The sequence below is a fragment of the Amycolatopsis sp. cmx-4-61 genome (assembly GCF_046548775.1).
Lineage (GTDB): Bacteria > Actinomycetota > Actinomycetes > Mycobacteriales > Pseudonocardiaceae > Amycolatopsis.
Genome location: NZ_JAEBEI010000003.1, coordinates 398,923 through 420,054, shown reverse-complemented (window position 1 = coordinate 420,054; position 21,132 = coordinate 398,923). Strand labels below are relative to the sequence as shown.

The window sequence follows — 21,132 nt, the reverse complement described above, 5'->3', positions numbered from 1 at the left end:
GCACACGTCCCGCGCCCTTCGAAGAGCCGTCGGGTGCGGACCGCCGCGTCTCTCACCCGGCGGCGGGTTCGGTGTGGATCGCCGCGGCGGTGAGCCGCGGCACCGCGTCCAGCAGCCGGTCTTCGACCTCGTCGGTGAGCTGGTGGGCTTCCTTGACGGTGAGGTCCGCATCGACCTGGACCGCCAGTTCCGCGCGCAGGGCGTGCCCGATCCAGCGCATCCGCAGATCCGTCACGTCGCGGACGCCGGGGATCGCCCGGGCGGTCTGCTCGGCGAGGTCGACGGTGTCCGGGTCGACGGCGTCCATCAGGCGCCGGAACACCTCCTTGGCCGCGTCGCGCAGGACGAACAGGATCGCGACCGTGATGACCAGGCCGATGATCGGGTCGGCGGCCGGAAAACCGAGCCCGACGCCGATGGCGCCGAGGACGACGGCGAGCGAAGTGAACCCGTCGGTGCGAGCGTGCAGGCCGTCCGCCACCAGCGCGGCCGACCCGATCTGGCGGCCCACCGTGATCCGGTACCGCGCGACCAGTTCGTTGCCGGCGAAGCCGACCACGCCGGCCGCCGCGACCACCCACAGGTGCTGGACCGGCTGCGGGTTGATCAGCCGCAGCACCGCTTCGTAGCCGGCGAGCGCCGCGGAGCCCGCGATGAGCAGCACGACCACCACGCCGGCGAGGTCCTCGGCGCGGCCGAGGCCGTAGGTGTAGCGGCGGGTGGCCGCCCGGCGGCCGAGCAGGAACGCGATCCCGAGCGGGAGCGCGGTGAGCGCGTCGGCGAAGTTGTGGATCGTGTCGCCCAGCAACGCGACGGACCCGGTGACCAGCACCAGGGCCAGCTGGACCACCGCCGTGCCGAACAGCACCGCGAATGACCAGGTGAGCGCCCTGATGCCGCGCTTGCTCGTCTCCAGGGCGGTGTCGACGCGGTCTGCGCTGTCGTGACTGTGGGGCGTGATCAGGTGCCGCAGCCGGTGCCACAGCGGGCTCAGCCGACCGGATTCCTCGTGGCCGTGGCCGTGCGCGTGTCCGTGGCCACCGTGGTCGTGGGCCTGCTCCGCCATGGCTTGACTCCAGCTTCCTTCGACGTTCTTCACTGTCTACGTTAGCAGCATATATGCGTACACATGCAGGTACGTAGGCAGTGGGATGAGCAGGTAGGCTGGCGGGATGCACGACGCGCTGCCGGACTTCGACATGCCCACCGAAGAGCAGGTCCACCTCGCCGCCGAGTCGTTCCGGCTGCTGGCGGACCCGACGCGGATCAAGGTGCTGTGGGCCTTGCTGCAGGGCGAGTCGTCGGTGGCGTGCCTGGCGGAGCTGGCCGGCGCGGCACCGACGGCGGTCAGCCAGCACCTGGCCAAGCTGAGGCTGGCCGGGTTGGTCAAGGGCCGCCGCGAAGGCACCTTCGTCTACTACTCGGCCGCGGACGACCACGTCCGGGGCCTGCTCGCGCAGGCACTGCACCACGCCGACCACGTCGACCGCGGCATCGCGGAAGGACAAGCCGGCGACCACGCCCAAGCGCACCGGCCGCGCTCGCGGAAAGCCACCCCATAGACGGCGATCAGCAGTCGAGTGTCAGCCTGCTGCGCTTCGGTCAAACGCTCCGATGATGCACGGAAATCGGGGCTTTAATCGACCGGGTTCGGGTTGCTACGGTTTCTCCCAGCGCAAGTGTGGCAACTGCGGGGGAGTTCGTCGTGCGTGTTTTCGTTGTGGTGGGGGAGAATTCGTCGTTTCGCCGGTTCTGGCTCGGCATGCTGATCTCGCGCACCGGCGACGTCGTGACCGTGGTTGCGCTCTCCTGGCTGGTGCTGGACATGGCGGGTCCCGCGGAACTGGGACTGGTCGTGCTGTGCCAGGGGCTGCCCCGGGTCGTGGCCGGGCCGCTCGCCGGTCGCCTGCTGGACCAGGTGCCGCCGCGACTGCTGCTCGGGTGGGACAACGCTGTCCGCGGTGTCCTCATCGGACTCGTCCCGGTGCTGTGGTCGCTCGGCGGACTCGACGTCGCGGTCCTCTGTGTCCTTTCCGCCTGTGCTGCCGTGAGTTCGACGCTGACGGAGGTCGCCGAGAGCGCTGTCGTGCCCCGGCTGGTTCCGGAGCCGGAACTGGACGCAGCGAACACGGCGCTGGCGACCAACTGGGAAGCCGCCGCGGTGCTCGGCCCGCCGCTGGCCGGAGCGCTCGTCGCGGTGGCCACGGCGCCGGTCGCGCTCGTCGTCGATGCGGTGAGCTTCTTCGTGATGAGCGCGCTGTGCTTCACGCTACCGACCCTCGAGCCGGTGCCCGCCGACGGCACGCGGCCCGGTTTCGGAGCCATCCTGCGGCTGCCGGTCGTGCTCTGGACTTCGGTGGCGACGTGCGGGTTCCTCTTCCTCGGCGGGATGAGCGAGGTCCTGTACCCGGTGCTGAGCCGAGAGGTCCTGCACACCGGCCCGGTCGGCTACGGGCTGCTGGTGGGCGCGGCCGGCGCCGGCGGCCTGGCCGGCGTGGTGGTCGGTGTGCCGCTCGTGACGCGGCTGCGGCCGAAGTGGCGCATCCCGGTCATCGTCATGGCCGGGGCGGTGCCCTTCGCGGTGTTGACCGTCACCGGTGCACTCATGCCGGCGGTCGTGCTGGTCGCGGTGGCGGGCGCGTGCTGGGGACCGTACTTCGCGGTCGAACGCACTCTGGTGCAGCGCCGGACACCGGACGCCGTTCGCGGCAGTGTCATGGGCGCCCGGGCGGCGATCTCCGCGCTCGGATTCCCGGCGGGCAGCGCGGTGGCGGGAACGCTGAGCGCGCGCCTCGGCCCGCTCCTCGTGGTGGCGATCGCGACGGCCGGGTACCTGCTGGTGGCCGCCACCGTGTTCATGGCGATGCAGCGCGGTGAGGCTGGTTCGCGGCCGAGGACTCCGGCGCGGTGGCAGCACTCGTAGACACTCGTAGACACCGTCAAAAAGGAATTTCGTCACGGCGAGGAAGTGCTCGACCCCCACCTCCGAGCAGCACATCCGTACGCCACCTGCGCGCTGTAACCTCGGTTGCTTCGAGCCGGCAGGAAGGCGGGGTCGATGAGCCTGTCCACGCGGTCGCGCCGGCTGTTGGTGGCGGCGGGCGCCATTGTCGTGGCGTTGGCCGTAGCGCTCGTGGTGATCACACGCGACGACGTCGGCCGGCCGTCGGCGGGCAAGCTGCCGTTGCGGCCGGTCGGCGAGGTGGCGCTGCCGGGGAATGCCTCGCGGTTCGACTACGCGAGCCTTGACGCCGAGCGCGGCCTGCTCTTCGTGGCGCACCTCGGCGCGGGTGAGGTCATCGAGGTCGACGTGCGCGCCCATCGCGTGGTGCGCGTGATCCCGGACGTGGCGCAGGTGCACGGGGTGTTGGTGGTGCCCGCGCTGCACCGGGTGTTCGCCACCGCGACCGGCGCGAACCAGCTGGTGGCGCTGGACGAGGAGACCGGAGCGGTCCTCAGCCGGGCGCCGACCGGCGAATATCCCGACGGGCTGGCCTACGACCCCCGCCGCGGCGCGATCTGGACGACCAACGAGTCCGGCGGGTCCGAAACGGTGATCGACGCCGCCACCGGAGCCGTGCGCGGCACCGTGGCGCTCGGTGGCGAGGTCGGCAACGTCGGCTACGACCCGGCGAGCGATCGGATGCTGGTGGACGTCCAGGGCCGCAACGACCTTGCCGTGATCGGCCCGGCGAGCCTCGCCGTGGAGCGGCGGGTGCCGTTGCCGGGCTGCGACCACGACCACGGCCTCGCTCTGGACCCGTCCGACCGGTTGGCGTTCGTGGCGTGCGACGGCAACGCGACCCTGCTGACCGTGGATCTGAGCTCCGGGCAGGTGAACGGAACCGACCGGGTCGGCGACGAGCCGGACGTGCTGGCCTACGACCAGGGCGCGCACCGGCTCTACGTCGCGGCGGAGAGCGGCCCGGTCACCGTGCTGGACCTGCACGACCGCCGGTTGAGCGTGACCGGATCCGGGCAGCTGGCCGACAGCGCGCACGTGGTTGCGGTCGACCCGGTCACGCACCACAGCTTTTACCCGGTGCCGGCCGGGACGGACGGCCGTCCGGCACTCCTGGAGCAAGAGCCCCTCCAGTAGCGTCGAGCCGGGTGCGGCGCTGTTGCTGAATGCGGCCACCTTCGTCGACCAGTTGCACGGCTGATCTACGCCGCCAAGGCCGGCCGCCGCCGCAGCCCGGGAGTGATCCGGCGGTGACGGCGGCCGGCGGAACGCCGCCGCTTTCGGCGTCCCCAGCGGCGGATTTCCTGCAGTCCGCCGCCGGTCGGCGCCACCGACGTTCCCTCGGGAACTGTCGGTGGATGTGGCACGGCCGCCGCAGCTCCCTGTTTCGGAGTGGCGGCGGCCGCATTTCCGGGCCTCCCGCGAAGGGAGGGTGTGTCCCGGAGGTCGGGCTACTTGTTGGTGCCCGGCGTCAGCACCTTGTCGATGACGAAGACCGTGGCGTTCTTCGTGGGGATGTTGCCGCACAGGATCTTCGCGCCGTTGATCGTCATGTTGTCGCCGGAGCCCTCGATCTTCACCGGGCCGCCGGCGGTGTTGAGCGTGTCGACCGAACCGGCCGCGGCGAGGCTCTTGGCGTCGTAGCGCTTGCCGACGACGTGGTACTGCAGGATCGGCGCCAGCTCGGCGGGCTTGCCGGCCAGTTCGTTGAACTTGGCGTCGCCCAGCGCGGCGAACGCCGGGTCGGCCGGCGCGAACACCGTGATGGCTTCCTGGCTGTTGAGCGTGTCGACCAGGTTGGTGGCCTTGACGGCCGCCACCAGCTTGGTCAGCAGCGGGTTCGTCGACGCGGCCGAGGCGACCGGCTGCGGGCCCATCGAGTCCAGCGAGCCGGGGGCGGAGCCCTGCGGCAGCTGCGCACAGGCGGGGCCGAACACGTCGGCGTTGGTCGTCACGCCGTTGGCGGTACCGGAAGCCATGCTGGACGACGGCGCGGGCATCGACGACGACGGCGCCATCGAGCTGCTGGAACTGCCCGACGAAGCGGTGTCGCTGCCGCTGCACGCGGTCAGCGAAAGGGCGGCAACGGCGGCGACGCCGATTCCGGCGACACGAAGCTTATTCACAAAAATCACTCCAACTAAAGCGGCTTGCACATTCCGGGGCGGAAGTGTCTGTCACGAGTCATTCGGAGCGGGTCGGGAAGCGGATGGGTGATACAGCCATCGAGTGACCTTGACCGCGCAATGTTCGGGATTTCGGTCGCACAGGGCTTTCCCCGGCGGGATGTAGGGAAAGGGTTTCAGTTGGCGGTGATGGTGGCGCTGTGCCAGCCGGTGGCGCCGTCGGGGACGGTGCCGGCGCGGTCGGCGGTCTGGGTGTAGCCGGACCGGTCGGTGGCGCGGCATTCGATCTGGTGCACCCCCTTGCCGAGCTTGAATTCGGTCCACCACATGCGCCACGTGTTGACGTTCACTTCCTGGGAGAGAGTGGCTTCCTGCCAGGGGCCCCGATCGGCGCGGACCTCGACCTTGGCGATTCCGGTGTGCTGGGCCCACGCGGTCCCGGCCACGCGGACGGTGCCCGCGGGGACGGTCGCGAACCCCTTCGGGGTGTCGATGCGCGACTCCGTCTTGATCGGCGCCTCCCGGCCCCAGCCGCGCTTGAGCCAGTAGGCCTGCTTGGCCGCCCAGGTGGTGACTTCGAGGTCGACGACCCACTTGGTCGCCGAGACGTAGCCGAACAGGCCCGGGGTGACCAGCCGTGCGGGGAACCCGTGTTCCAGCGGCAGCGGTTCGCCGTTCATGCCGATCGCCAGCATCGCGCCGCGGCGACGGTCCATCGCCGCGGCCACCGGGGTGCCGGAGGTCCAGCCGTCGACACTGGTGGAGTACAGCTGTTCCGCCCCGGCCCGGACGCCGGCTTCCTCGAGCAGGTCGGCCAGGTCGATGCCGACGAAGTTCGAGGTGGACACGTAGTCGCCACCGACCTCGTTGGACACGCACGTCATGGTGATGGTGCGTTCGACCAACGGGCGATTCCGGATGTCGCGATAGCTGTAGCGGCGTTCGCGGTCCACCATGCCGTGGATGCGCAGGCTCCAGTCCTCGGTGCGCACCTGCGGTACCGACAACGCCGTGTCGACCCGGTAGAACCGGGAGTTCGGGGTGAGGAACGTCGGCGTGCCCAGTTTGGCGAAGTCGGCGTCGGCCGGGATCGCCGCCGCGGTCCGGGCCGGTACCAGCTTGCCGACTGCTTCGCGGGAAGCGGAGGCATCGCGGGTGCCGCTGAGCAGCTGGCCGCCGGCACCGAGCACACCGGCGCCGACGGCGACTCCGGCACCACCGATCAGGAACGCCCGTCGCGGCGTGCCGGTCTTGGTGCCGGTGCCGGTGCCGGTGCCAGTGCCGGTGTCATGGTCACGGCGCACGCGTGGCGCAAGGCGGTGCAGGACCGCGAACACCGCCACGCCGACGATGAGGCTGACCAGCGGTGCGGACAACGCCGCCGCGGTCAAGTCGGGACGTGAGTGGACGGCGACGAGCCCGATCAGCCCGAACAACGTGATCACGGCGATGCCCGGCCACCGGGACCGCAGCGACAGGAGGCCGGCGACCGCGGCGGCGAGCACCATCACCACGGCCATGCCCGATAGCAGCACCAGCTTGTCGTAGGTGCCGAAGGTGCGGACCGCGAAGTCCTTCACTTCGACCGGGGTCAGGTCGATCGCGCCGTTGCCGACCGCCAGGTACGGGGACGCGTTGATGTTGATCAGGCCGGCAACGAGGTGCCCGGCAGCCAACGCGGCCGCCAACGCGAGCACCCCGGCTGCGGCCGCGGACAGGATCCGCAGTCGTGGCCGCGGGGGAGTCGAGGTCGATGGGGAGGAAACGCCGGTGGCAGCCATACCCGGGATTCGAGGCCGGGCCCTGTTCGTATTGGTTCTGGAAGTGTGTCAAAGGAAAACCACCCGGGTGGGTGGCGCGGACGCGGCTTGGCGTCCGCACGCGGTGCGTGCGGACGCCAAGCCGGCCGAGCCCTTATCCGCGCGTGGCCTGCGGCGCGGGCAGACGACCGGTGATCAGGCCGAGCGCGATCATCCCGACGCCGAGGCCGAAGTGCAGCCAGTTGTCGGCGGTGTTGACCGGGACGAAGTTGGCGGCACTCATCTGGTCGATGACCAGACCGTAGAGCCAGAGCACCAGGTAGACGCCGCCGCCGCCGATGAGGAAGCCGCGGGCGCCGCGGTGGGTGCGGGCGAGCGCGAACCCGGCGATGCCGAACAGGAGGTGGACGATGTTGTGCAGGACCGACACCATGAACAGCCCGAGCAGCATCGCCATCGAGTCGTGGCCGGCGAAGCTGAGCTGGTCGTAGTGGGTGGTCAGGCCGGGGATGAAGCCGAGGATTCCGACCAGGAGGAAGACCGCGGCCACCGCCGTCGTGACGAGTTGTGCCGTGGAGCGATTCGTCCGGGTCGCTGAGGATGTCGACATGTTCTTGCCTGCCTTTCGCCGTTCAGGTGCTGATCAGCTGTTGCCGGCGCTGGTGTTGACTTCGCCGTTGACGCCCTTGGGGAAGAAGCCGCCGGAGGTGGCGGCCTTGTTGGTCAGGTAGACGATGTTGAGGACCTGGCCGGGGCTGCGGCTGTAGGCGATGCCGTTGCCGTCGGTGGGGACGATGTTGGCGTTGCCGCGGCTGTCGATCACGCCTTGGTCGTCGTCGGACGGCCCGTCGAGGCTGTCGCGGGCGTTGGACAGTTTGACGGAGGCTTCGCGCAGGTCGCGGCCGAGCAGGCCGAGGCCCTGGATGCCGCCTCGGCGTTCGTAGAGCTGGGAACGGATGTTGCCGGCGTGGTAGGCCTCCACCGCGAGGATCCCGGCGGCGGCTTCCAGGTAGGTCTTGTTGGAGATCAGCGGGGCGGCGCCCTTGTAGGCGGTGACGCCGACGTCTTCGAAGAGGAAGGCGGCGAGCAGGAAGTTCTCCTCGCAGGCGAAGGCGTCGAAGCTGTGGCCGGGCTTGACGAGACCGGCGGCTTGGGCGGCGGCGGTGAAGCTGGACCGGAGGTCGATCGCCGGCCGGGCGACCGCGGCCGAGCCGAGGGCGGAGCGCAGGAACTGGACGTGGTCCTTTTCGTCGGCGGCGATCTCTTGGGCGTACTGGCGGACCGTGCGGCTCTCGAAGCGGACCGCGCGGCCCCCGGTGACCCCGCCGCGGGTGCCGGTGCCGGTGGTCATCGCGTCGGCCAGCCCGCGGCCGGTGACGGCGTGCAGGTAGAACTCGGCTTCCAGGTACTCGAGGTTGAGGGCGAAGTTGAGCACCGCCCCGTCACTGACCTCGGCAGCTGTGGCGGCTGCGGGCCGGGCGGTGGCCGCGGCGGCCGGCCCGGCGGTGAGACCGCCGAGGGCTCCCACGCCGACGACCCCGAGGCCGGTCATCCCGGCGGCTTTGAGGAAGCGGCGGCGATCCTGATCGTTTTCCGCGCTCCGGGTGATCATCGAAGCGGCATAGTGTTTGCCAAACACGGACGAACTCCTCCCCGCCCGCACGCGTACGGCGGGCGTCACCCACCACCGAAGCTTCCCGGCGCTGGGACGGATCCTTCGTGAACACCCCGCTTTCGAAGCTGTCCGGGCAACGGATGGGTGGGACGGCGAACAGATCGGCTCGCCGCCGTCCCCGTGGGGCAAGCAAAACCGCCTCAGATACCCGCTACGGAGAGGCAACAAACCCGTTCGCGGAGAAGAAAAAAGATTTGATTTCGCCCAATCCAGTGACACTTCCAGACCCGAAGTACGACTGACGGTGAAGTCCACACTCGAAAGGGGGTGAGATGGATGGATACTTCCCAGACGGACACCGCATCGGTGCGGCACTCGATGGTGCTTCGGGTGCTGGTCGTGGCCGGCGCGTTGTTCGGGTTCACGGTGCTGGCGCTGCTCGTGTCGCAGGCCGCGGACGCCTCCGAGGGTTCGCCGCCGGGCACGGAGCCGGCCGCACACGATTCGCTCAAAGTGGTCACCGAGCGGGTCGACGGTGTGCTCAAGCCGGTCGAGGCGGTGCTGACACCGGTTTCGGAGTCGGTGCATGCGGTGTCGGCGCAAACGGCGCAGGTGGTGCAGCCGGTGACGGATGTACTCGAACCGGTGGTCGCTCCGCTGACGCGCCCGGTGCTGCGAGCGGCCGAGCCGGTGCTGTCGGCCTTGCGACCGGTCACGAAGCCGGTCTTGCCCGCGTTGGATCCGGTGCTGCGTGCCGCGGCTCCGGTGACGGAACCGCTGGTGCGTGCGGTCGGAGCCGATCGGGTGCCGGCCGTGGCCGGACAGCCGGCCGGCCTGCGTCCGCGCGAGGACACCACGGCCGTGGTCGCGGCCGTGGTCGTGCCGCCTGATCGAGCCGTTCCGGCGGCCGGTCACGGGCAACTGCCGGTCGCGGACGCTGAACCGGCCGGCCTCCGGCACGGGGGCAGGCCGGAACCGGCGAAGTCCGGCGTCACCGCCGATCCGATGCGCGGGTCCGGCGGTGGTCAGCTGCCCTCGGATTCCACGGGCGTGAGCGGTTCGATGTCGGCGAGCCCGGGAGGCCAACGCGGCGGTGAATTCGCCGTGACGGCGCCGGGCGCGCGTGAGGTCGGTACCGGCCGGGCCTGGCGGGCACCGCCGAGCGGCCGTGCGTCGCTGTACTGGCTGGTCTTCTACGGCAACGACCATCCGAGCTGACTTTCCCTTTCCACCCCACCTCCACATCGGACAGAAGGCAAGGAAAGGGAAACCATGCACAAGTACGTGCGACGCGGCCTGACCGCCGCGTTCATCTCCGGCGGGTTCGTCCTGCTGGGCAGCGCGGTGGCCAGTGCGGACACCGGCGACTCGGGCCCGCTGGGCGGGCTCGGCAACACCCTGCACTCCGTCGTCTCCGGCGCCACTGCCGGCGGCAACGGCGGGGACTCCGGTTCCGGCGGGAACGCTGTCAGCGGCAACACCGCGGTCAGCGGGAACTCCGGCAACTCGGGTGACTCCGGCTCCACCGGGCACAACAGCGCCTACGGCGTCTGCGTGCTCGCCAGGTGCAGCACGTCGGTGTCCTCGGGCAACTCCGGCACCACGGGCGCGACCGGCTCCACCGGGAACGCCTCGAACACCAGCACCACCACCGGTGGCCACTCCGGGAACGCCGGGCACGGCGGCTCCGGCGCCACCGCGGCGTCGGGCGAGAACAAGGCCGGCGTGCGTTCGTCGCGCAGCGGGATCCTCGGCTCCGTGCTCGGGACCGCAAAAGGCGGCAACGGTGGTAACTCCGGCGACGCCGGGAACGCCACCAGCGGCAACTCCGCGGTCTCGGGCAACTCGGGTGACTCCGGGAACTCGGGCTCGACCGGCGGCAACAGCGCCTACGGGCTCTGCCTGCTGGCCCGGTGCGACACCACGGTGACCTCGGGCAACTCCGGGAACACCGGCGCCACCGGCTCGACCGGTGACGCGACCAACACCAGCACCACCACCGGCGGGAACTCCGGCAACGCGGGCCACGGCGGCGACGCCACCACGACCGCGTCCGGCGAGAACACCGGTGGGGACAGCTGGAGCCGGCACCACCAGGGTGGCGGCAGCACGGGTGTCCTGGGCCGGGTCACCGGCACCGCGAAGGGCGGCAACGGTGGCGAATCCGGCGACGCCGGGAACGCCACCAGCGGCAACTCCGCGGTGACCGGGAACTCCGGTAACTCGGGCGACTCCGGTTCCACCGGCGGCAACACCGCGATCGTGTGGACCATCGGCGGCGAGCGCAACAGCCGCGGCCACAACGACTGCGGCTGGAACCACCACGGCCGGAACCACGAGAACGGCACGACGTCGGCCACCACGGTGACCTCAGGCACCTCGGGTGACACCGGCGCCACCGGGACGACCGGTGACGCGGGGAACACCAGCACCACCAGCGGCGGGAACTCCGGCTGGGCGGGCCACGGTGGTGCCGCCACCGTCGTCTCGACCGGCCAGCACACCGCCACGAACAACGGTGGACACCGCCGGGGAACCGGCGTCGTGGGCACGGTCATCGGCACCGCAACGGGCGGCAACGGTGGCGACTCCGGCAACGCCGGGAACGCCACCAGCCGGAACAACGCGGTGACCGGTACGTCCGGCAACTCGGGCAACTCGGGCTCGACGGGCGGCAACACCGCCGTCGCCTCGACCCGCGGCCACGAGCAGCAGGGCCGCCACCACGGTGGCGAGCACGGCACGACGTCGCACACCACGGTGACCTCGGGCAACTCGGGTGACACCGGCGCCACCGGGACGACCGGTGACGCGGGGAACACCAGCACCACCACCGGCGGAAACTCCGGCTCGGGCGGCGACGGCGGCAACGCCGACGTGACCGCGTCGAGCTGGAACACCGTCGCGCACACCCCGCACACCGTCTGACGGTCTGCGGCTGGGCACAGGAGCGGGGGCACCGGATTTCCGGTGTCCCCGCTTTCTCGTGCTCCAGGAGGCGCCCGAGCCGCCTCGGGGTGCGGCCACGTGAGCACCGGTCAACCTGCCGGTCCTACGCTGATACGTCGTCGTGGGAATCAGCGGCCGCTCGAGCTCGCGGCGCGCGCAGCAGAACGGTCGGAGAGTGGCGAGGATGATGGCAAGGACCAGTGACATCGGCAGGGCAGCAGGCATCCTCCGCGCCGGGGGCCTGGTCGCCGTCCCGACCGAAACGGTGTACGGGCTGGGCGCCAACGCCGAGGACCCCGCCGCCGTGGCGCGCGTGTTCCAGGTCAAGGGCCGTCCGCCGACCCACCCGTTGATCGTCCACCTCGCCGCCGCGGAGCAGCTGGGGGACTGGGTCGCCGACGTCCCCGACACGGCGCTCGCGCTGGCCGGGCACTTCTGGCCGGGGCCGCTCACGCTCGTCCTGCGACGCGGTCGCCGGGTGCCGCTGGAAGCGACCGGCGGACTGGAGACGGTGGCCGTGCGGGTGCCCGCCCACCCTGTCGCCCTCGAGCTGCTGTCGGCCTTCGGCGGCGGTGTCGCGGCGCCGTCCGCCAACCGCTTCGGCTCGGTGAGCCCCACCACGGCGGACCACGTCCGCGCCGAACTCGGCGACGCCGTGGACTTCGTGCTCGACGGTGGCCCCTGCGACGTGGGCGTCGAGTCGACCATCGTCGATGCCACCGGCGGGACCCCCAGCATCCTGCGGCCCGGCGGGGTGACGCCCGAAGACCTGGAAGCGGTGCTCGGGCGTCCGGTCGCCGCCGGCTCGCCGAACCACATCCGGGTGCCCGGCCAGCATCCGTCGCACTACGCGCCCCGCGCGCGCGTCGTCCTGGTCGATCCGCTGGAGATCGCCACCGAAGCCCAGGCCGCGCAGGAACGGGGACACCGAGTGGGTGTCTTCCTCCCGCCCGCCTGCGCCGACGTTCCGGTGAAGGCGCACGCCGTGGTGACGGTTCCGGAGTCGATGGCCGACTACGCGCGCGGGCTGTACGGGTTCCTGCGGGAGCTCGACCAGCTGGGCTGTGACCTCATCGTCGCGTCGCTGCCGGTGGAGCAGGGGCTGGGCGTGGCGATCGCCAACCGGCTTCGCCGCGCTGCCGGACCCCGTTGACCCGGGGACGACCGCGGTCCGCCCGCGAGCGGGCGGTCACCGCGGCGGCGGACCGGTGGTGCGCCTCGGGATCCACCCGTCCGGGCGGTAATGCACGACGAATCCCCGACGAGATACCCCAGTAGGACGGCTGCGCAGCTCGCGACCCTGTGCTTCTCGGTGGGAGAGGCATCGAGGATGCTCGGCGGAACAGGACGGGCACGTGAGCACTGTTGCGGATCCCCCGGAGGATCCCCCCTCTTCCCGCGCGCGACCGGCGACCGACGTGCTGATCCTGCGCGGCGCCGGGGACCTCACCGACACGCACGTCGCCGAGGAGATCGTCGCCCCGGCGTACATGGCCGATCCCGCCACCGCCCTGGTCCTGGACCTGACCGCGGTGACCTACCTGACGATCGAAGCGGTCGTCCCGTTCGTCACCCTGGCCCACCGCTGCGCCGCACGGGGAACATCGCTGCGTTTCGTGGCCTCCGAGCCGGCCCGCCGGAAGCTGACGAGCCTGGGCCTGGAGTCCATCTTCGCGCTGGAAGGACCCGCGGCCGAGGCCTGTCCGGAGAGCCCTCCTACCTCGGCCGGTCGCTGATCACCTTCCGTGCGCGCGGCGAGCCGGCCGGCTGGCTGAAAGTCGGGTGTGGATGTTCGCGGCGGTCGCGGCCGGACTGAATCGCCGCTCAGCGCGCGCCGGCCCGCGGGGATGGGATCATGGGCGGATGACCCGTCCGGGAATCGGTGTCGTCGGCCGCCGCCTGGTGCAGTTCCTGCTCGACGAGCTGCTCGTCTTCGTTCCGATGCTGCTGCTCGCCGTGGCCGTGGTCTGGCTGTTCCGGCCGCACGGCCCGGACCTGCTGACGTTCCTGAAGGTCGTCGTCTACGCGATGCTGGCGCTGGACTTCGTGGGGCTCGTGTTCGTTACCGTGTGGTGGCCCTACCGGCACGGCGGGCAGACGCCGGCGATGCGCTGGCTGCGCCTGCGGGTCCGGACCCTCGAGGGCGGCCACCCGACGCTCGGCGCGTTCCTCGTCCGCGAGCTGCTGATGGTGGTCGACGGGTTCGCCTGGGGCCTCGCGGGCACCGTGGTCATGCTCGTGACGCGCCGCCGGCAGCGGTTCGGCGACGTCGTGGCGCGCACGGTCGTCGAGCGCGTTCCGCAGCGCCGGACCGAAGCGTCAGCGGACGAGGCCGCTTTCCCACGCCCAGATGGCGATTTCGGTCCGGTTGCGGGCCCCCAGCTTGCGTTTGACGGCGCCGATGTGCGTTTTGACCGTGGGCAGCGAAACCACCAGTGAGCGGCAGATCTCGTCATTGGTCGCGCCGCGCGCCACGGCTTGCACGACGTCCAGCTCCCGGGGCGTGAGCGGGGTTTCGGGCGCGGGCCGGGACGTTCCGCGCGTGAAGTGCGCGAGCAGCCGCGTGGTGATCGCGGGGGAGACGAGCGCCTCGCCGTGGGCGGCCGCGTGCACCGCTTCCACGAGCAGGTTCGGCCCGGCGTCCTTGAGCAGGAACCCGCAGGCCCCGGCGCGCAGGGCCGCGTGCACGTTCTCGTCGAGCCCGAACGTCGTCACCATCACCACGTGCAGCGGGTCCGGGACGTCCGGGCCGGCCAGCAGCTCGGTCGCGCGCAGCCCGTCGACGCCGGGCATCCGGATGTCCATCAACGTGACGTCGGGGCGCAGCTCGCGGGCCAGCCGCACCGCCTGGTCGCCGTCGGCGGCCTCGCCGACGACTTCGATGTCCGGCTCGCCTTCGAGGATCAGCCGGAACCCCGCGCGGACCATCGCCTGGTCGTCGGCGATGAGCACTCGCGTCGGCACCCGCTCTCCTCTCCGCCGCGGTCAGTCCGGCCGCAGCGGCAGCCGTGCGACCACGCGCCAGCGCCGGCCGTCCTCCGGTCCCGCGTGCACCGTACCGCCCACCGCCGCGACCCGCTCCGCCATCCCGAGCAGGCCGTAGCCGCCACGGCGCGCGGGCCGCGCGGCGCCGTCGTTGATCACCTCGACGCGGACCTTTCCCGGCGGTTCGTGGTGGACGAGCACCCGCACCTCGGCGGCGTCGGGTGCGTGCCGCCGGACGTTGGTGAGCGACTCGGTGAGCAGCCGGTGCGCGGTGGTCACGACCTCCGGCGCGACGGCGAGCTCGCCGAGGTCCGGACTGACGTCGAGGTGGATGCGGTCGTCGTCGGGCACCGCGCGGTCCACGGCGGTGGCGAGGTCGGCGGGCGGCACGAAGAGGTCTTCGTCGCCGGTCCGCAGCGCGCCGACCAGCCGGCGCATCGCCGACAGCGCCGTGGCGCCCGCGGTCTCCAGCTCGGCGAACGTCGCCGTGTCGCCGCCGGTGCGCTCGGCGACGCGGTGCGCGGCCTGCACGCGCACGACGATGCCGGTGATCTGGTGCGCGACGAGGTCGTGCAGCTCGCGGGCCAGCTTGAGCCGTTCGGCGGAGCGGAGTTCGAGGACGTCGACGCGGTGGCGGACGTCGGCGTCGCGCAGCACCAGGCCGCCGGCCAGCGCGCCGCCCCAGACGACCGCGGCACCGGCGGCGTAGAGCGCGGCGGGGGAGCCGGTGCCGTAGCGCAGGATCGGGGCGAGCGTCGCCGCGCAGCCGCCGAGCACGACCTGCACAGTGGCCGCGCGTGGGGAGAGCCGGTGGCAGGAGGCGCCGACCAGGAGGGCGATCGCGAGGGTTTCGGCGGCCCCGGGTTGCGGCGGGAGCCGCGTGCCCGCGACGGCCAGCGCCGCCGCGATCGCCGAGCCCAGCAGGGAAAGCCCGGAGACGGCGGTGGCCAGCCCGGCGACGTGGTCGGGGAAGCGGCGGCGGAGCACGGCGAGCACCGCGACGACCGGGCCGGCCCCCGGCGCGAACTCGATCGCGACGGTGGTGAGCTCACCCTGGCCCGGCACCGCGCGGGCCGCGAAGACCAGGTCGAGGACGACCAGGACGCCGAGCACGGCCGCCTCGGCCACCAGCGGGCCGCGGCGGCCGGTCCACGGGATCCGGTCGGTCACCTGCCCGATGGTGCCGCACCGGGTGGCCCGGCGTCGCGCCCGGGACCGGAGTTCGTACCTGGGTATGAGACGACGGCGGCAACCTCGTACCGCCGGTTGATCGCTTTCGCCGTCGGTTCCGCGAGGCTGACGAGCATGGACCGATTCCTGATGCGAGAGGACACGGCGGTGGCCGGAACCCGGCCGGAGAAGATCGAGGGGCTGCCGGGCTGGTACTTCGTGCTCGTCGGGCTGCTGGTCGCCAGCAACGACCTGAGCCTCCAGTTCAGCGACCGGTACAGCTGGGTGGTCTACCTGCCGCTCGTGCTCCTCGCGGTGCACCTGACGCTGTGGTTCACGCTGCTGTCGCGGCGCCGCAAGTACCTGCGCGCGATCTGGCGCAGCAAGCAGGCCCTCGCCCTCGTCGCCGTGTTGTTCGCGCTGCGGCTGGGCCTGCAGTTCGGACTGTCGAAGCTGACCGACAGCGCCGCGCCGCTGCACAGCTACACGCACCTGATCCTCGGCCTCGTGATGCTCGTCGTGACCACCGCCGGCGCCTGGTTCGACCAGTGGCTCATCCTGCGGGTCGTCAACCGGCAGGCGTGACGGCGCCGCGCGATCCGGCCGTCGTCGACCGTCATCGGGTAGCCCGGTTCGACGTCGGCGTTCGGTGTGGGGGCAGGCGTGGTCGCCTTCGTGACCTGCCGGGCGGCGGCAGCTGGCCAAGGCCGGCGGCGAGCCGCCCGGTGGCCGCCGAGAGGGGTCACGCCGGAGCGCGCAACCCGGCGATGGCGGCGGCGATTCCCTTCTTGTCGTAGCTGCTGGTGGGCACAGTGGCGCCGTGGGCGTGGCGGACGACGCCCTCGGCGTCGACGAGGATGCTGCCGGACTGCTGCATCGAGCCGAAGATCTTCCGGCTCAGGCCGACCAGCTCGTGGGGTGTGGCGCGACGGCCGGTGAGGACCGGGAACGGGATCCGGTGCTTCGCCCGCCAAGCGGCCGCCGTCGGGCGGTCTTCCGGGACGGCGATGAAGACCCGGACGTTGTCGGCCGCCAGCGCGTCGGCGTTCTCGACCAGGTCACGGACGTGCCGGTGGCAGACCGGGCAGGACGTCGACCGCATGAAGTAGAGCAGCACCGCGTGCTCACCGCGGTGGTCGGCGAGGCGGACGGTCCTTCCTTCGGTGTCTTCCAGTGTCAGCTGCGGTGCGGGGGATCCGGCTTCGAGCACGGGGTTTCCTTTCGTGGCCGGCGGGTCAGGCGCCGGGGGAGTGGTGGAGCCGGAGCCGGACCGCCGTCCGGGCCCGGTGGAGGTGGGACTTCATCGCCGCGGTGCTCAGGCCGAGGCCGTCGGCGACCGTCCGCCCCGGATGACCCAGGACGTCACGCAGGATGAGCACGCGGCGCTGGACGTCCGGCAACGCCCGGATGGCTTCGGCCACGCGCTCGGCTTCCAGCCGCTGGAGGACTTCCTCCTCGGCCGACGCCGCGAGAGCGGGGGCGCCCCCGTCGGCGCCGTCGCCCCCGTCGGCGCCGTTCAGGACGCGCCGGGCCCGCCGCAGGCATTCGTGCCGGACGATCCGGAACATCCAGGAAGCCAGTGCCGCCGTAGCACGCAGTGACCCGATTTTGCGGTAGAGGACGATCAAGGCCTCCTGCGCCGCGTCCTCGGCGTCCTGCGGCGACGCGCAGAGGTGGTCGGCGAAGCGCCGCACGTGCGGATGAGCCCCCTGCACGAGTGCGGTGATCGACTCCCGGTCACCCCCTTGCGCGGCTTCGACGAGCTGCTCGCTCACCCATCCCATCGCACTTGTTCCTTTCGACGTGACCAACACCCATAAGAGGGCCCGGCACCGGGAAAGGATTCAATCCTCCGGCCGACGATCCCGCTCGGCCGCGGCCGGGCCCGCCGGCGGGGAGACCGGTCTGCTCCGGGAAGGCACGGTCCGCGCTCGCAGGCTGATGTCGACGATCGTGCGAAGCTGCCGCCGGGCCCTGGCGGGATGCCATCGAATCGTGGGTCAGGTGATGATGAACTCGTTCGCGAACGTGCGCAGGGTGTCGGCATCCAGCGCGTTCCGGAACCCGACGATCAGCTCGTCCACGCCCGCGTCGCGGTAGGCCGCCAGCCGTTCGCGGATCGTGTCGATGGTGCCGATCAGGCCGTAGTCGGCGAGCTCGCCGGGGAACACCAGCGGCGCCCACGGCGGTACCGCGGCACGGGCTTCTTCGTCGGTGTCGGCGATGATGCAGTAGCTCGTCGAGGTCTTGGTGATCTGCGCGAAGTCACGGCCGACGGTCTCGCAGTGCCGGGCGAGGACCTGGTACTTGCGGTGTACCTCGTCGGGGGACTCCTGCACGTTGCACAGGTCGCCGTACATCGCGACCAGCCGCAGCGTCACCTTTTCCCCGCCGCCGGCGATCATCACCGGCGGATGCGGCAGCTGGACCCCGGTCGGCAGGCTCACCGCGCCGGCGGTGCTGAAGTAGCTGCCGTCGAAGGTGGCCGGGTTTCCCGTCCACAGGGCCTGGATGATCTGCAACGCCTCCTCCAGGCGCCGCAGGCGCTCACCGGCGCCGGGGAAGTCGTAGCCGAATGCCTTGTACTCCTCTTCGTACCAGCCGGCGCCGATCCCGAACGTCAGCCGCCCGCCGGAGACGACGTCGAGATTCGAGGCCATCTTGGCCAGCAGGGCGGGGTTGCGGTAGCCGTTCCCGGTGACCAGCTGCCCGAGCCGGGCCGTGCCGACTTCACGGGCCAGCGCGGCCAGCGTCGTCCAGGCCTCGAACACGTAGGACCCGGACGGGCCGAAGGGGATGAAGTGGTCGGGCGCCCAGATGGTGGCGAACCCGGACTCGTCGGCGGCCTTGGCCAGCTCCAGGAGCTTGGCGAACGCGGCGACGGGGTCGGTGTAGCCGGCGAACTCGTGGGTCGTGCCGGTGGGCAGGTAGTAGCTGAGCTTCATGGCAGGTCAGACCACCGGCGGTCCCCGAAGGAATCGGGACCGGACCGATTCCTCGCCGGACCCGGCAAGGTCCAACCTCCCATGACGATGCCCTCTTCGCGGCGCCTGGTGCTCAGCACCCTGGTGTCGCTCAACGGCGTGATCAGCGACCCGATGGCCTGGGCCGGGCCTTACTTCGGCCCGGGCAGCGCGACGGCGTCGCTGGGGGCCCTGCGGCAAAGCTCGGCGATGCTGATGGGACGGCGGACCTACGACATCTTCTCCCGGCAGTGGCCGGACACCCCCGGCGACTACGCCGCCCACCTCAACGCCATGCCGAAGTACGTGTTCTCCCGGACGCTGCGGGACCCGCGGTGGACCAACACCACCGTGCTCGGCACCGACATCGCCGGCACCGTCGCGCAGCTGAAGCGCGAGCCGGGCGGGGATCTGGTCGTCTACGGGCACGGCCGGTTCGGGCGGACGCTCACCGCGGCCGGACTGGTCGACGAGCTGGTGGTGACCGTCGTGCCCGTGATCGTCCCCGACGGCGACACCTTCTCCCACCCCGGCGACGCAGCGAGCACGTGGGAACTGCTCGACGCGGGGCCCGGCGCCGATCCGGGTCTGGTGTCCCTGCACTACCGGCCGCGACGAGGATGACGGGCATGCCGCAGTCGTGGGACGACCTCGAGAGCCACCGGCCGGAACTGCTGGCCTTGTGCTACCGCATGACGGGCTCGGCGCACGAAGCCGAAGACCTGGTGCAGGAGACCTACCTGCGGGCGTGGCGCGCCCGTGCGTCGTTCGAGGCACGCTCGGCGATCCGCACGTGGTTGTACCGGATCGCGGTCAATGTGTGCCTCACGGCGCTGCACGGGCGGGGGCGCCGGGTCCTGCCGGCCGGGCTCGGTACCCCGGGCGAGGACCCGGACGTCCCCTTGCCCGCGGCCGAGACCCTGTGGCTCACCCCGTGGCTCGGCGACCCGGCGCACGTGGCCGAGCAGCGCGGGATGCTGCGGCTCGCCCTCGTCGCCAGTGCGCAGCACCTGCCGCCGCGCCAGCGGGCGGCGTTCCTGCTGCGCGAAGTGCTGGCCATGCCGGCCGCCGAAATCGCCCAGGTGCTCGGCACGAGCGTGCCGGCGGTCAAGAGCGCTCTCCAGCGTGCGCGATCCCGGCTCGACGAGCTGGCGCCGTCGGCGGAGCAGGTCACCGAGCCGGATTCCCCCGCGGCGCGCGACATCCTGAACTCCTATGTCGCCGCGTTCGAGGCCGCCGACATCGCGGCCCTGACCCGGTTGCTGCGCGACGACGCGACCCTCGAGGTGATCCCCTCGGGGGTGTCGTTGTCCGGAAAGCGCCAGTGCGTGCCGTTTCTGGCCGAGTACGTGCTCACCGCACCCGGGCGCTACCGGATGTTTCCGACGGTCGCGAACGAGCAGCCGTCCGCCGTTGCCTACCACCGCGAGCGGCCGGACGCGCCGTTCCGGCCGTTCGGGCTGGCCGTGCTGACCACCGACACCACGCACTTGGTCTCCATCGCGGCCTTCACCGACCCGGAACTGGTCGCCGCGGCGGGCTTCCCCGAGGATCCCGGGCGGCTGCGGTGACGCGGCATCCGTCGGGGAAGCTCACCCGCCGGGCTCGGCCCGGTAGCTGCCGGGCGTGGTGGCGTATTCGCGCGTGAAGGCCTTGGCGAAGGCGAACGGAGAGCCGTAGCCGACGGCGTCCGCGACGCGGGCCAGCGTGTGGTCGGTGGTGCGCAGCAGCTGGGCCGCGATGGTCATCCGCCAGCGCGTGAAGTACGTCAGCGGAGGTTCGCCCACGACGGAGGTGAACCGGCGGGCGAACGCCGCCCGCGAAAGCCCGGCGACGGCGGCGAGCTGCTGCACCGTCCAGGCTCGGCGGGGATCGGCGTGCATGGCCGCCAGCACGGGGGAGATCTCGGGGTCGCTCAACGCGGCCGACCAGCTCGTCGTGCTGTTCTCGGAGCCGGACATCCAGGCGCGGATCAGGTAGACCAGCAGCGCGTCCACAAGGGCCGGTGCCACGGCGGCGGCCCCGGGTGGCGCCTCGTGCAGCTCGGCGCCGAGCAGGTCCACCATCGCCCGCAGGTTCGGATTCCGCCCGGGCGCGGCCGGCAGGTGGAGGACTTCCGGCAGGTCCCGCAACAGTGGGTGCGGGCGGTGGCGCATCAGCTTGTACGCGCCGCACACGATCGTCGACCGAGCTCCGGATCCGGGCAGCGTGAACCGCCCGAACGAACCGCCCGGCCTGTCCCGGACCGGGGCGAACGGGGTGCGGGGCGCGTCCGGGGCGGAGACGATCGCGTGCGGAGTACCGCCGCCGAGCAGCACCACGTCCCCGGGCCCCAGCTGAACCTCCGCGAAGGCCGTCCCGGGCAACGGAACCAGCTGGCAGCTGCCCTGCAGGACGACGTGGAAGGCGGCGCCCAGGACCTGGTCGAAGCGCAGACCCCACGGCGCGTGCACTTCGGTGAGGGCGGCGACCGGCCGCCCCACCCGCATCGCCGTCAGGATGTCCGCCAGCACGTCCACGCCGGACAGTTTACTCATCTGCAGCGGTAAGACGATGAGACAAAGAAAGGCGTGTTTCGAAGATTTTCGGTCTCTCCAAATCG

The 21,132-nt window shown here is 71.7% G+C and carries 22 protein-coding genes; 11 read left to right on the top strand and 11 right to left on the bottom strand.

Annotated features, from left to right (window positions below):
• Positions 1 to 52: 52 nt before the first annotated feature.
• Complete coding sequence (locus ACLJOU_RS14395) at positions 53 to 1,066, bottom strand: cation diffusion facilitator family transporter (RefSeq protein ID WP_410567446.1); 1,014 nt, start codon at positions 1,064 to 1,066, stop codon at positions 53 to 55.
• Between the two features lie 106 nt (positions 1,067 to 1,172).
• On the opposite strand from ACLJOU_RS14395, the gene ACLJOU_RS14390 reads away from it, so the two are divergent.
• From ACLJOU_RS14390 to ACLJOU_RS14380, 3 genes are all read left to right on the top strand, one after another.
• On the top strand, positions 1,173 to 1,562 hold the full coding sequence (locus ACLJOU_RS14390; RefSeq protein ID WP_410567444.1) for an ArsR/SmtB family transcription factor: 390 nt from the start codon (positions 1,173 to 1,175) through the stop codon (positions 1,560 to 1,562).
• Positions 1,563 to 1,705: 143 nt separating this feature from the next.
• Positions 1,706 to 2,923 (top strand): MFS transporter, encoded by a 1,218-nt coding sequence (locus ACLJOU_RS14385; RefSeq protein ID WP_410567442.1) that lies wholly within the window; start codon positions 1,706 to 1,708, stop codon positions 2,921 to 2,923.
• Between the two features lie 135 nt (positions 2,924 to 3,058).
• Complete coding sequence (locus tag ACLJOU_RS14380) at positions 3,059 to 4,099, top strand: YncE family protein (protein ID WP_410567440.1); 1,041 nt, start codon at positions 3,059 to 3,061, stop codon at positions 4,097 to 4,099.
• Positions 4,100 to 4,413: 314 nt separating this feature from the next.
• Here the strand turns inward: ACLJOU_RS14380 and ACLJOU_RS14375 are convergent, their stop codons facing one another.
• From ACLJOU_RS14375 to ACLJOU_RS14360, 4 genes are all read right to left on the bottom strand, one after another.
• Positions 4,414 to 5,088 carry a fasciclin domain-containing protein gene (locus ACLJOU_RS14375; RefSeq protein WP_410567438.1) on the bottom strand — a complete coding sequence of 225 codons (675 nt, stop codon included), beginning with the start codon at positions 5,086 to 5,088 and terminating at the stop codon, positions 4,414 to 4,416.
• A 176-nt stretch (positions 5,089 to 5,264) separates the two neighbouring features.
• The gene (locus tag ACLJOU_RS14370) at positions 5,265 to 6,869 is read right to left on the bottom strand and encodes a molybdopterin-dependent oxidoreductase (RefSeq protein WP_410567436.1); all 1,605 of its coding nucleotides are present in this window, start codon (positions 6,867 to 6,869) and stop codon (positions 5,265 to 5,267) included.
• A gap of 133 nt (positions 6,870 to 7,002) precedes the next feature.
• Positions 7,003 to 7,458 (bottom strand): DUF4383 domain-containing protein, encoded by a 456-nt coding sequence (locus ACLJOU_RS14365; RefSeq protein WP_410567434.1) that lies wholly within the window; start codon positions 7,456 to 7,458, stop codon positions 7,003 to 7,005.
• 33 nt (positions 7,459 to 7,491) lie between these two features.
• Complete coding sequence (locus ACLJOU_RS14360; protein ID WP_410567433.1) at positions 7,492 to 8,487, bottom strand: ferritin-like domain-containing protein; 996 nt, start codon at positions 8,485 to 8,487, stop codon at positions 7,492 to 7,494.
• Positions 8,488 to 8,799: 312 nt separating this feature from the next.
• Between ACLJOU_RS14360 and ACLJOU_RS14355 the strand changes: the two genes are divergently transcribed.
• The 5 genes from ACLJOU_RS14355 (at position 8,800) to ACLJOU_RS14335 (ending at position 13,851) form a co-directional block, all read left to right on the top strand.
• On the top strand, positions 8,800 to 9,681 hold the full coding sequence (locus tag ACLJOU_RS14355; RefSeq protein WP_410567431.1) for a hypothetical protein: 882 nt from the start codon (positions 8,800 to 8,802) through the stop codon (positions 9,679 to 9,681).
• 54 nt (positions 9,682 to 9,735) lie between these two features.
• Positions 9,736 to 11,391 (top strand): hypothetical protein, encoded by a 1,656-nt coding sequence (locus tag ACLJOU_RS14350; protein WP_410567429.1) that lies wholly within the window; start codon positions 9,736 to 9,738, stop codon positions 11,389 to 11,391.
• A gap of 205 nt (positions 11,392 to 11,596) precedes the next feature.
• Positions 11,597 to 12,565, top strand: a complete 969-nt coding sequence (locus ACLJOU_RS14345; RefSeq protein ID WP_410567427.1) for an L-threonylcarbamoyladenylate synthase — start codon at positions 11,597 to 11,599, stop codon at positions 12,563 to 12,565.
• Positions 12,566 to 12,767: 202 nt separating this feature from the next.
• A complete protein-coding gene (locus ACLJOU_RS14340) occupies positions 12,768 to 13,148 on the top strand; it encodes an STAS domain-containing protein (protein WP_410567426.1) in 381 nt (126 codons plus the stop codon).
• Between the two features lie 52 nt (positions 13,149 to 13,200).
• Positions 13,201 to 13,851 (top strand): RDD family protein, encoded by a 651-nt coding sequence (locus tag ACLJOU_RS14335; protein WP_410567424.1) that lies wholly within the window; start codon positions 13,201 to 13,203, stop codon positions 13,849 to 13,851.
• Here ACLJOU_RS14335 and ACLJOU_RS14330 read toward each other — a convergent pair.
• Both ACLJOU_RS14330 and ACLJOU_RS14325 read right to left on the bottom strand, forming a co-directional pair.
• Positions 13,732 to 14,376, bottom strand: a complete 645-nt coding sequence (locus ACLJOU_RS14330; protein WP_410567422.1) for a response regulator — start codon at positions 14,374 to 14,376, stop codon at positions 13,732 to 13,734. The two genes, ACLJOU_RS14335 and ACLJOU_RS14330, sit on opposite strands and share 120 nt — an antisense overlap.
• Positions 14,377 to 14,397: 21 nt before the next feature.
• Positions 14,398 to 15,567 (bottom strand): sensor histidine kinase, encoded by a 1,170-nt coding sequence (locus ACLJOU_RS14325; protein ID WP_410567420.1) that lies wholly within the window; start codon positions 15,565 to 15,567, stop codon positions 14,398 to 14,400.
• Positions 15,568 to 15,702: 135 nt separating this feature from the next.
• Between ACLJOU_RS14325 and ACLJOU_RS14320 the strand changes: the two genes are divergently transcribed.
• The gene (locus tag ACLJOU_RS14320; RefSeq protein ID WP_410567418.1) at positions 15,703 to 16,152 is read left to right on the top strand and encodes a hypothetical protein; all 450 of its coding nucleotides are present in this window, start codon (positions 15,703 to 15,705) and stop codon (positions 16,150 to 16,152) included.
• Between the two features lie 157 nt (positions 16,153 to 16,309).
• Here ACLJOU_RS14320 and ACLJOU_RS14315 read toward each other — a convergent pair whose 3' ends face one another.
• The 3 genes from ACLJOU_RS14315 to ACLJOU_RS14305 all read right to left on the bottom strand — a co-directional run bounded on the left by ACLJOU_RS14315 (position 16,310) and on the right by ACLJOU_RS14305 (position 18,512).
• The gene (locus ACLJOU_RS14315; RefSeq protein WP_410567416.1) at positions 16,310 to 16,777 is read right to left on the bottom strand and encodes a peroxiredoxin family protein; all 468 of its coding nucleotides are present in this window, start codon (positions 16,775 to 16,777) and stop codon (positions 16,310 to 16,312) included.
• 25 nt (positions 16,778 to 16,802) lie between these two features.
• Complete coding sequence (locus ACLJOU_RS14310; protein ID WP_410567415.1) at positions 16,803 to 17,351, bottom strand: RNA polymerase sigma factor; 549 nt, start codon at positions 17,349 to 17,351, stop codon at positions 16,803 to 16,805.
• A 216-nt stretch (positions 17,352 to 17,567) separates the two neighbouring features.
• Positions 17,568 to 18,512, bottom strand: coding sequence for an LLM class F420-dependent oxidoreductase (locus ACLJOU_RS14305; RefSeq protein WP_410567413.1), 945 nt, complete (start codon positions 18,510 to 18,512; stop codon positions 17,568 to 17,570).
• Positions 18,513 to 18,593: 81 nt separating this feature from the next.
• Here ACLJOU_RS14305 and ACLJOU_RS14300 point away from each other — a divergent pair, with 81 nt between their 5' ends.
• Together ACLJOU_RS14300 and ACLJOU_RS14295 are read left to right on the top strand one after the other, a co-directional pair.
• Positions 18,594 to 19,154 (top strand): dihydrofolate reductase family protein, encoded by a 561-nt coding sequence (locus ACLJOU_RS14300; protein WP_410567411.1) that lies wholly within the window; start codon positions 18,594 to 18,596, stop codon positions 19,152 to 19,154.
• Positions 19,155 to 19,159: 5 nt separating this feature from the next.
• Complete coding sequence (locus ACLJOU_RS14295; protein ID WP_410567409.1) at positions 19,160 to 20,101, top strand: RNA polymerase subunit sigma-70; 942 nt, start codon at positions 19,160 to 19,162, stop codon at positions 20,099 to 20,101.
• Between the two features lie 21 nt (positions 20,102 to 20,122).
• Here the strand turns inward: ACLJOU_RS14295 and ACLJOU_RS14290 are convergent, their stop codons facing one another.
• On the bottom strand, positions 20,123 to 21,067 hold the full coding sequence (locus ACLJOU_RS14290; protein ID WP_410567407.1) for an AraC family transcriptional regulator: 945 nt from the start codon (positions 21,065 to 21,067) through the stop codon (positions 20,123 to 20,125).
• Between the last annotated feature and the right edge of the window lie 65 nt (positions 21,068 to 21,132).

Bases quoted from the DNA above. Each gene is read 5' to 3' on its own strand.
- ACLJOU_RS14355 (WP_410567431.1), top strand. From the start codon at position 8,800: ATGGATACTTCCCAGACGGACACCGCATCGGTGCGGCACTCGATGGTG.
- ACLJOU_RS14290 (WP_410567407.1), bottom strand. From the start codon at position 21,067: ATGAGTAAACTGTCCGGCGTGGACGTGCTGGCGGACATCCTGACGGCG.
- ACLJOU_RS14345 (WP_410567427.1), top strand. From the start codon at position 11,597: ATGATGGCAAGGACCAGTGACATCGGCAGGGCAGCAGGCATCCTCCGC.
- ACLJOU_RS14370 (WP_410567436.1), bottom strand. From the start codon at position 6,869: ATGGCTGCCACCGGCGTTTCCTCCCCATCGACCTCGACTCCCCCGCGG.
- ACLJOU_RS14295 (WP_410567409.1), top strand. From the start codon at position 19,160: ATGCCGCAGTCGTGGGACGACCTCGAGAGCCACCGGCCGGAACTGCTG.
- ACLJOU_RS14320 (WP_410567418.1), top strand. From the start codon at position 15,703: ATGGACCGATTCCTGATGCGAGAGGACACGGCGGTGGCCGGAACCCGG.
- ACLJOU_RS14380 (WP_410567440.1), top strand. From the start codon at position 3,059: ATGAGCCTGTCCACGCGGTCGCGCCGGCTGTTGGTGGCGGCGGGCGCC.
- ACLJOU_RS14390 (WP_410567444.1), top strand. From the start codon at position 1,173: ATGCACGACGCGCTGCCGGACTTCGACATGCCCACCGAAGAGCAGGTC.
- ACLJOU_RS14395 (WP_410567446.1), bottom strand. From the start codon at position 1,066: ATGGCGGAGCAGGCCCACGACCACGGTGGCCACGGACACGCGCACGGC.
- ACLJOU_RS14335 (WP_410567424.1), top strand. From the start codon at position 13,201: ATGTTCGCGGCGGTCGCGGCCGGACTGAATCGCCGCTCAGCGCGCGCC.
- ACLJOU_RS14300 (WP_410567411.1), top strand. From the start codon at position 18,594: ATGACGATGCCCTCTTCGCGGCGCCTGGTGCTCAGCACCCTGGTGTCG.
- ACLJOU_RS14305 (WP_410567413.1), bottom strand. From the start codon at position 18,512: ATGAAGCTCAGCTACTACCTGCCCACCGGCACGACCCACGAGTTCGCC.
- ACLJOU_RS14365 (WP_410567434.1), bottom strand. From the start codon at position 7,458: ATGTCGACATCCTCAGCGACCCGGACGAATCGCTCCACGGCACAACTC.
- ACLJOU_RS14310 (WP_410567415.1), bottom strand. From the start codon at position 17,351: ATGGGATGGGTGAGCGAGCAGCTCGTCGAAGCCGCGCAAGGGGGTGAC.
- ACLJOU_RS14350 (WP_410567429.1), top strand. From the start codon at position 9,736: ATGCACAAGTACGTGCGACGCGGCCTGACCGCCGCGTTCATCTCCGGC.